The following is a 9,057-nucleotide window of genomic DNA, read 5'->3' on the forward strand; positions in this document are numbered from 1 at the left end:
GGGAGAGAAACAGGCGGGCCAGCGCACGGTCAGAAAGTTGGGGCCTACCTCTAGTTCCGCAGCATGAAGCCCGCATCCAGCGGCCACGACGTGCCGGTGACGAAGTTGCCTGCGTCGGACACCAGCCATGCCACCGCACGCGCGATGTCGTCGGGCGACACCAGCGGGATGGGCAGCGCGTTCTGCTGAGCCAGGAGCCACGGGTCATTGGCGGCCGCCAACGCCATCGTCGCCTCGTTGAGAATCATGTCGGTCGCGACGCCGCTCGGATGGATGGTGTTCACCCGGATCGAGTGGGGTGCCAGGTGCTGTGCCCAACCCTGCATGAGCGCGACCAGGGCGCGCTTGGACGCGGCGTAGGCCTGGACGCCGGCCCGGTCGGAGTCGGACGCCTTGAGTCCCTGGGTCGAGCTGGTCAGCACGATGGAGCCGCCCCGGCCGCCCGAGACCAGCGCCGGGATGGCGGCCTCGACGGTGTTCCACGCACCGATCAGGTTCACCTCGACGATCGATCGGAAGTCCCGCGACCGGTCGTCGCTGTCGGTCACGCGGATCACCCCCGCGTTCGCGATGACGATGTCGAGTCGCCCGAATTCGCGAAGTCCCTCGGCGACGACTGCGTCGACGGCCCCGGCGTCACGGACGTCGGCCTCCCTGGCCACGATTCGGCGTCCCTGGGCCTCGACCAGTCGTACCGTCTCCGCGAGATCGCCGGCGGTTGCGCCCGGATAGCCGGTGAAATCGAAGCCGTGGCAGATGTCCAACGCGACGATGTCGGCGCCTTCGCCTGCGAGTGTGACGGCGTGCGCCCGGCCCATGCCGCGGGCGGCCCCCGTGACGAAGGCGACCCTGCCGTCGAGCGTGCCCACCGTCAATCCCCGGTCTTCTCGCTTTTCGCGTCCGCAGTGGTACTTTTGCTCCTCGCGTCCGCGGTGGGGAAGTTGACGTCTTTGGTGACCGCTTCCCATTCGTCTATCGACGCCGAGAACGTGGCAAGTTTGTCCCGCACCGCTTTGAGCACGTCACGCCCCAGCAGCAGCCGCAGCGGCGGTTCGTCGAGCTCGGTCACCATCAGCACCGCCTCGGCGACCTTGCGGGGGTCACCGGGCAGGTGGTTGGCGAACTCCTTGATCATCGTCTTGCGCGCACCGACGTTCTCGTCGTAATCGCCGATCGGAGAGGCCGATTCCCACATGGAGCGAGCGGCCCAGTCGGTACGGAACGCCCCGGGTTCGATGGCTGTGACCTTGATTCCGAACGGTTTGACCTCCTGCGCCAGCGCTTCGGTCAGCGCCTCAAGCGCGAACTTGGTCGACGAGTAGTACGCATTGGGCGGGTTGGCGACCAGCCCGGTCATCGACGAGATGTTGACGATGTGACCGGAGCCGCGGGTACGCATCTGCGGCAACACTGCCTTGATCGTGTCGACCACACCGAAGTAGTTGGTGTCGAACAGTTTCCGGACCTGTTCGTCCTCACCCTCTTCGATGGCGGACAGGTAGCCGTTGCCCGCATTGTTGACCAGCACGTCGATGCCACCGAACCTGTCGGTTGCGGTCGACACCGCCGCAGCGATCTGGCCCTTGTCGGTGACATCGAGTGCGGTCAGGACCACGCGGTCTCCGAAATCGTCGGCGAAATCGGCGACCGACTCCACGCGCCGCGCCGTGACGACCACGGAGTGCCCGTCTTGCAGTGCGGCGCGGGCGATCTCACGCCCGATGCCGGTGGAACATCCTGTGATCAACCAGCGTGCCACGTCAGATCGTCCCTTCGGGCAGCCGCCGCAGATAGGCGGCCCGGCGCTCGGCCAGCTCGGTGGCCCGCTCCTGCGCCGACACCCGCGGCAGTGACGGCACCTCTTTGTCGAGGTCGTCGAGTTTGATGACCCGCCCGCGGGCACCGAGGTCCTCCTTCGGCCCTTCGGGCCCGAACTCCGCCATCCGGAGGGTCAGGATGCCTTCGGGCAGCCCGCCGGAGTCGATCCAGTTCGCGACGCCGGGATCGGTGGGGGAGATGACGTAGGTGTAGGTGCCGTCCTCGTTGCGCCGTGACTGCGCCTTGTTGAGGCTGCCGGTCCGGTCGACGAGATCCAGTGTGGTGCCCCAGATATTGCTCAGCGGGACGGTGAAGTACTCGGCACCGCCGTCACCGACCTCGACGACGAAGGCCTCGCCGGGGTTCAGGTCGAAGCGGCCCATCACGTACACCTGGTTGCGCATCGCGCCGACTTTGTCGGCCGACCAGGCGAGGTTGAAGTGATTCGGCGGCATCTTGTAGATGCCGTGGCTGAGCTTGCCGGTGAAGTTCGCGAAGTAGGCCATCATGTCCGCCGTGGCGTCGGCCTGCTCGTCGAGTGTCCGCGCGGGCGTCGTTGCCTCACCGCCGAGGCGTTGTATCGCAAGGTGATTGGGGTCGTCGCGGTCCCAATTGAGCAGCACGTCGCGAATGTAGAACTCGTGCGCCTCCGGTGTGGACTGCACATGGTTGGGGCGTCCGTTGGCGGGATCGGAGTCGACGGTGATCGTGAAGGATCCGTCGGACTCGACGTCCATGGTGCGGCCGTTGAGAACCGCGACGGTACCCATGTTGGCGTCCCACAGGGTGAAGTAGTTCTCCGTCATCCGGTTCGCGCCGACGCGGCCGCGGATTTCGTAGCGTTCGTCACCCGAGATCGGGATGACGCGGTAGACGCTGTCGGGATTGTCGATGCCCCAACGCGATCCGGGTATGGAATGACCCTCGACGGGATGTCCCAACCTGGTGATGCAGCTGACTTTGGGGCGCAGCTTGTCCTGATTCGATGACCAGACGGCGGCCGAGAACATCACCTCGGCGAACGCGGCATCGAACACTGCGCGCATTGCCTCCGAAGGTTTCGCGCGACCCAGCCAGTTCTCGGCGACGCTGCGATAGGCGGCCTTCACGGTCGGATGGTTCGTCAGTTCCAGAGCGGCCAGTTCCTGCTCGTGCTGCGATGGCGTCGCTACGGGATCGCCCGAGAAGTCAGACATCACATCCTCCTAGATGGTCGCGCCGGATCGGAAACGAGAGTTATAGGCCGAGAAGCGCTCGGCGATCTGTCCGTCGCTGAGCCCGAAATCCGCGGCGCTGTACGGCGGACGTGCCGGTTCGCGTGGACGCTGCACCAGCCACCGGCGCATCGCGGTCTCGGCAGAGGAGGTGAACGGCACACCGATCGCGTCGTACACCCTGGCCGCTTCGCCGATCGGATCTGCCACTGCCTCGGCGAATTCGAGGTCGGTGCAGCGGGAAGCCTCGTCTGCCCAGCCGTCTCGGACCTCCATCGCCCGATCATTCGTCCACCCCATCCGCTCCAGCCATTCGGCACCGACTCGGTGGGCATCGACGTCATCGCTGTGCATCGCGTGCAGAGTCGCGTTGAGACCGGCGCCGGACGGGATCGTGTCTTTCGGGTCCCGGTGCATGTGCACGAGGTGTAGGTCGGGGAACTGGACCCGGAGCGCATCCAGATAACCAAGGTGCGCAGGCGATTTGAGCACCCACCGTCGAGCGGTGTGCCCGGCCTGACGCTTCTGCCACTGCAGGAACTGCAGCATCCGGTGCAGGTAGGCGTACGCGGGGGTGAAGTCCTGCTCGTCGATCCACAACCGGTAGTTCGGAACATGCGCCCCGGACTCCGGCACGTGGGACAGGAACGCGTCCGAGAAGAACACGATCTCCTCTTCGGGTTCGCGCGCGTACATCGGATGGATGGTGAACAGTTCTGGAGCGAGCTCGCGCGACATCGCCTCACGCTTCTCACTGACCGCGATTCGCGGATCCTCAGCGGCGGACCAGTCGTAGTCCAGCTTGGGCGCGGCCTCGACGACCTCCCAGCCGTACGCGCAGTGAAAGCGGTTGTCGGCAGCCAGGAGTCGCTGCAGCAGCGTCGTGCCGCTGCGCATCATCCCGACCACGACGATCGGAGCTGAGATGACTTCCCGGAGGATCTCCGGATGCCGCCGGATCCATTCCTGGGCGCGCAATCTCATCCGGAGGCTGTGCACCAGGCCAGACCGCAGGATGTGGACGCCGACGTCGTTCAGGTCGGCACGTGAGTAGTCGTCTGCGAGAACCTCGAGGGGCTCTCGGAACGGTAGCGGCCCCCAGTCGGAAAGGCCCTCCTTCTGCTGAGCGTCGCCCGTCAGCGACGCCACGTCGAAGGTGTGCCTCACCGGCGTCAGAACTTCAGGTGATGGTTGGTGTCGCCGACCTGGTCGACGAACATGATGCGCGTGTCGAACCACCAGGCGCCATCGATGCGGTGGAACGTGTCGCGGTAACGCCCGGTCACGATGACCTGCAGCGGCAGCTCGGGGGTCGCCTGCGTGACGCAGTAGTACGCGCTGCCGCTGGCGGTTCCGGCCTCCTCGTCGACCCGGACGATCACATTGGTGGTGAAGTGCTTGGTCTTCGGTGTGCCGTCGTCGTAGAGGCGCGTTGCCATGTCGTACATCTGCCGCACCCTGGTCGTGCCCTCGAAGACTGTCTCGGGAGGACCGTCCTCCATGCCACAGATCCGGCCGTGAGTGAACAGCGCGGCGACACCGTCCAGATCGCCTGCGTCGATGCGCTCGGCGTAGGTGTACACCAAGTTCTCGATCTCACGGGCGGCGTCGCTCATCGCCGGTAGACAACCAGGCACGATCTGTCATGTCAACGGTTGCGCTGATTTTCGGCACCGCTGATCTCGGGCGTTGCGGATCTAGACGTCTCCGACCACGGGGCGCAGAACCACGATTCCGGGGACCGTCTGAAGATAGACCGACAGCGGAATGTCGACGACGCGTCTCTCCGCGCTCAGTGAGGACGCATGGCGGAAAACGGGTCCCTCGGGTGTGTCGATGAAGATGCCGACATGCGTGACGTCGAGACCACCGTCTTCGGCGTACGCGCCGACATAGTCGCCCGTGCGAAGGCCGCCGACGACGGCGGAGTCCACCAGCTCGGCAGGGATATAGGTGACCGTTCGCGGCACGGCCGGCAACCCGGGCAGGTAGACGCCGCCGTCGTCCTTGCTGTTGAGGTTCTTGGAAACCGGAATTGCGTCGTCGCTCAGGCTCGCGGTGACGTCGGTCGCCACCGCAGGGGTTGTGGCGGACCAGTCGGTGAAGAAGTGCTTACGGTTGGCGAAGGAGACGTCGCCGTTCTTGTACCGGACATCGACCAGGTTGGCGATGAATTCGTCGCGATCACCCGACCGCTTCAGCGCTTCGACATAATCGGCGTAGGTGAAGCAGTCGACGCCTGCCAGCTCGACGACGAGCTCCTCGGGTTCGTCGGCCGAACCGATGAGAGTGTTTGCGGCGTAAGGAGTTCCGAGGAACTGGCCGGAGATCGATTCTGCGCTGGTGTCGTCCGCGGCCAACATCGTCGCGAGAATCTGCTCGCTGGCGGCCGACATCACGACGGGGGCGGCTGATGCGGAAAACGGCGTGACGCTGCCGAAGGCGGCGACGAGCGCCGCGGCGAGGGCGCACCTGAGCGCTGTTGTCCAGCGGGCGGACATGTATTGATTCCTCGATACACCGCGCATCTCGGCCACTGTACGTCGTAGGTTCGGTGATGCGGCATCCTCGTGGGAAGTGGACAGCGTGAATTTCAACCGCATCGGCGCCGTGGCAGCCACGGCGATCGCCGTTTCCGCCCTCGTCGGATGCGCGACTTCGGACCAGCCGCACAATGGTCAGAACCATTCCCCGGCGATCATGACGCCACCCCCGCCGCCAGCACAACCGGACCGTGCCCAACCGGCGTTGGCGGCAGACCCCGTTCAGATCGTGGATGACCTCGTCAGTGACGAACTGGCACTGCGGGACCACACGACGTCGGAGGCCGAGGCGGCCGCCGCGGCACGCCGGCAGCAGAAGTCCTACCGGGTCCTGGCCCGCCATCCCGAATGGGACGTCGTCGCGCGTCCTCGCGTCCCCCGGCAACTTCTCGACGTGTACGACCGCAACATCGATGCCCGCAGACAACTGGCCGCCATGGGCCGCGGCAAGCCGACCCTGCCCGCGTGGCGCATCGCCCCGCCGTTGCCCGCCGCCGAACTACTGGGCTACTACCGCAAGGCCGAGGCCGCCTCGGGGGTCGCCTGGAACTACCTGGCGGCCATCAACTTCGTCGAGACCGCCTTCGGCCGGATCTCGGGTGTCAGTACTGCGGGGGCACAAGGGCCGATGCAGTTCATGCCGTCGACGTTCGCCACCTACGGCGCGGGCACCGACATCCACTCACCTCACGACAGCATCATGGCGGCAGGCCGGTTCCTCGCCGCCCACGGCTTCACGCGGGACCGCGATCACGCCCTGTACCGGTACAACAACTCCCGCCAATATGTGCGCGCCATCAACCAGTATGCAGCGGTGATCGCCGCCCACCCCGCGGACTTCGCGGGCTACCACCGGTGGGACGTCTACTACAACTCGGTCGCCGGGGATGTGGTGCTGCCGGTGGGCTACGAGGCTGACGCGCCGATTCCGGTCGAGGAGTATCTGTTGACCAACCCGCAGTGAACAGCGGGTCGGACCACGGCGACTACGCTGGCATGCATGGCTGAGTCGATATCTGCGAAGCGCGCCGCAGACGCTGTCGCGAAATTCCTCGCCGCCCAGAGGTATACGCGCGATGAGGTCTTCGCCGACCCGGGACCGGTTCCGCCCCAACCAGGCGCGCACGGATGGTGGTTCCGCCAAATCCCTGGCGAGATAGACACTTCCGGCTGTGAACAGCGCGACGGTTGGACACTGCTGTACGTCGGAATCAGCCCGGGCCCACCGCGGGCCGACGGCAAGCCGCAAACGCCGCAGGATCTTCGCAAGCGCATCCGGTATCACTTCGGTGCCGGCAACGCGAGCGCAGACGGGTCCACGCTGCGAAAGTCGCTCGGCGTCCTGCTGGGGGAGGAACTCGGCTTCGCGCTGCGCCGAATCGGATCGGGTAAGCGCCAGACCTTCGCAGGCGGTGAAGCGACCCTGACTCAGTGGATGGCCGAGAACGCGTCGGTGTCGTGGGTGCTGCACCCCGAACCGTGGTACCTCGAGCCCAAGCTGATCAATGCGCTGGACCTGCCGCTGAACTTCCAGAACAACGACCGCAACGCGTTCGCGCCGACCCTGAAGAAGCTGCGGAAGGACGCTGCGGTGAAAGCCGGCAAGATGCGTGTCCTCGCGGAGTGGACCTGAGCCGGATCGGTAGCGACTCTTGACTTCTCAATGAAGTCGTCGCTAGGCACGCATCGGCTTGGCGATTTCGCTCCTTTGGCCCTGGATGCGGCGCAAGAATGTGTCTCTCTGGCGGGAGGCACGCATGCTGGTACCGATTCGTTCCTCAGTGAAAGTGGCGGTTGCCGCCCTGGGTGTCACCTGCACGGCTGTGGCCGCAACCGTGACCCCGATACCAGACGCGTCGGCAGCGCAACGAACTTCGTACGCGGTTGTCCAATGCGCGTCGCCGTCCCCGCCGCTTCCGCTGCCGTTGGTGAAGCTCGATGTCGAACTTGCCGCTGCGGTGTCAGCTCTGACCGACAACTCCGCAGCGCCGACGATCGCGCCGATCCCGTCACTCATCGCCCTGGCCGATGCGATCGACGGCATCTACGTCGCAGTCGAGGAGTGGGTGCGGTACGGATTCGAAGTCGCGGCCGACGTCGTGGCCTGGATTCCGTGGGTCGGCATATTCGCCAACCAGATCATGGTCGTCTACAACTTCGTGGAATCCCTGATCAACAGCGGCGTGTTCAACACCACGGACTGGCTGCGCGGCCAGGGCACGGCGCTCAAGAACGTCGCCGACTGGGTGGTCGACCTCGGTCTCGCGCTCGTCTGGCTCGGGATCGACGAGATCGGTGCCTGGATCCCGTTGCCGCCTATCGACGGGTATCCACCACGACCTCCGGCGGCGGATCTGCCCGAAGGCTTCCTGGGTGATGCCGTGGTCGGTGCGTCACATGTGCTGGCCGATGTGTCCCACGCGATCTGGAACATCTGGGAACCGATCAAGAGCGGCGTCGGCTGGGGTGTCGACGCCGCCAGTGATCTCCTGAGCGCCGTCTCGTGGATACCGTTCGTGCCGTTGATCGACTTCGAGCTGACCGCGGGATGGGATCTCATCGCCGGGGAGATCGACGCTCTCACCGGTTTCGCGCACGACATGATCGACGCAGGAGATCAATTCGTCGTCGACACCTTCCAGGGGGACGGGTTGATCGCGGCGATCGTGAACGCTTTCGACAACACCGTCGCATCCATCGTCGCGCGCAGTGGCGAAGCATGGCAGACGTTCACCGATTGGATCGAGGCGCAGGTCGACTTCTTCTTCAACCCGGCCGCGCAGGAGGTTTCGCAGGAAGACTCGCAGGAAATGGAGGTCTCCGCCGCAACGGTCGGTACTACGGAGACAGACGAGTCGGCCGGTGGCAACGTCGAGGGCGCTGGCGAGGACGATGTGGAGAAGAACAGCGAGCCCTCTGGAAGCGAAAGCTCCAGTGCAGGAGACGAATCCGGAGACGAACCGCCGACGCGAAAGCTCTCCGACCACGACGAGACTCTGGAAGACGACGCCGACGCCGGGGATCAGGGCGACGGCGCGCCGGCGCCGCAGGAGGAGTCCGACACCGAGGTCGAAGAGGACGCCGAATCTGTTGCCGAGTCCGCCGACACTGCCGACGGAGAAGGCACATCGGACGAACCGGGCGCCGATGGGAAGTCCGCGGAAGCGGGATGAACGTGGTGCACCGGAGGACTACGATGTGAGTACGCGATGGGTCGGGGTTCACCGCGGGAGGCCCGGGATGCGAAGTAAATCTGCTCATGCGGCGTTGCTGATCACCACGGCGGTCGCAGCGCCGGTGTCGTGGTTGGTGCTGTCCGCCGGTAGCGCTCAGGCGGCCGAATGTGGCGTCGGCACTGTCTATGACGCGCCGTCGAACACCTGCGTCGTTGCTCCACTGCCGCCCCCTCCGCCCCGATCCCCGGCGTCGGCGTCGTCTTCCAGAGTCTCGTCGTGGTCGGAGAGCTTTCGCGTCGGCGGTTC

General features: G+C 65.6%; 9 protein-coding genes. 3 read left to right on the forward strand and 6 right to left on the reverse strand.

Features of this window, described 5'->3' with window-relative positions; all coding sequences use genetic code 11:
• Positions 1-50 precede the first annotated feature (50 nt).
• From P9A17_RS17075 to P9A17_RS17100, 6 genes are all read right to left on the reverse strand, one after another.
• Positions 51-869 carry a mycofactocin-coupled SDR family oxidoreductase gene (locus P9A17_RS17075; protein ID WP_278039801.1) on the reverse strand — a complete coding sequence of 273 codons (819 nt, stop codon included), beginning with the start codon at positions 867-869 and terminating at the stop codon, positions 51-53.
• A gap of 2 nt (positions 870-871) precedes the next feature.
• Positions 872-1,759 (reverse strand): oxidoreductase, encoded by an 888-nt coding sequence (locus P9A17_RS17080; protein WP_278039802.1) that lies wholly within the window; start codon positions 1,757-1,759, stop codon positions 872-874.
• A gap of 1 nt (position 1,760) precedes the next feature.
• Positions 1,761-3,014: a hypothetical protein gene (locus P9A17_RS17085; RefSeq protein ID WP_278039803.1), complete on the reverse strand. Its 1,254-nt coding sequence runs from the start codon at positions 3,012-3,014 to the stop codon at positions 1,761-1,763.
• A 9-nt stretch (positions 3,015-3,023) separates the two neighbouring features.
• Complete coding sequence (locus P9A17_RS17090; RefSeq protein WP_278039804.1) at positions 3,024-4,199, reverse strand: sulfotransferase; 1,176 nt, start codon at positions 4,197-4,199, stop codon at positions 3,024-3,026.
• 5 nt (positions 4,200-4,204) lie between these two features.
• Positions 4,205-4,648 (reverse strand): nuclear transport factor 2 family protein, encoded by a 444-nt coding sequence (locus tag P9A17_RS17095; protein WP_278039805.1) that lies wholly within the window; start codon positions 4,646-4,648, stop codon positions 4,205-4,207.
• Between the two features lie 81 nt (positions 4,649-4,729).
• Complete coding sequence (locus tag P9A17_RS17100) at positions 4,730-5,533, reverse strand: DUF1460 domain-containing protein (RefSeq protein ID WP_278039806.1); 804 nt, start codon at positions 5,531-5,533, stop codon at positions 4,730-4,732.
• A gap of 85 nt (positions 5,534-5,618) precedes the next feature.
• On the opposite strand from P9A17_RS17100, the gene P9A17_RS17105 reads away from it, so the two are divergent.
• The 3 genes from P9A17_RS17105 (at position 5,619) to P9A17_RS17115 (ending at position 8,748) form a co-directional block, all read left to right on the forward strand.
• Entirely contained in the window at positions 5,619-6,539 is a 921-nt protein-coding gene (locus P9A17_RS17105) for a lytic transglycosylase domain-containing protein (protein WP_278039899.1), read from the forward strand.
• A gap of 36 nt (positions 6,540-6,575) precedes the next feature.
• Entirely contained in the window at positions 6,576-7,208 is a 633-nt protein-coding gene (locus P9A17_RS17110) for a GIY-YIG nuclease family protein (RefSeq protein ID WP_278039807.1), read from the forward strand.
• Between the two features lie 295 nt (positions 7,209-7,503).
• Complete coding sequence (locus tag P9A17_RS17115; RefSeq protein ID WP_278039808.1) at positions 7,504-8,748, forward strand: hypothetical protein; 1,245 nt, start codon at positions 7,504-7,506, stop codon at positions 8,746-8,748.
• Positions 8,749-9,057 lie beyond the last annotated feature (309 nt).

It is taken from the genome of Mycobacterium sp. 236(2023) (assembly GCF_029623955.1).
GTDB lineage: Bacteria > Actinomycetota > Actinomycetes > Mycobacteriales > Mycobacteriaceae > Mycobacterium.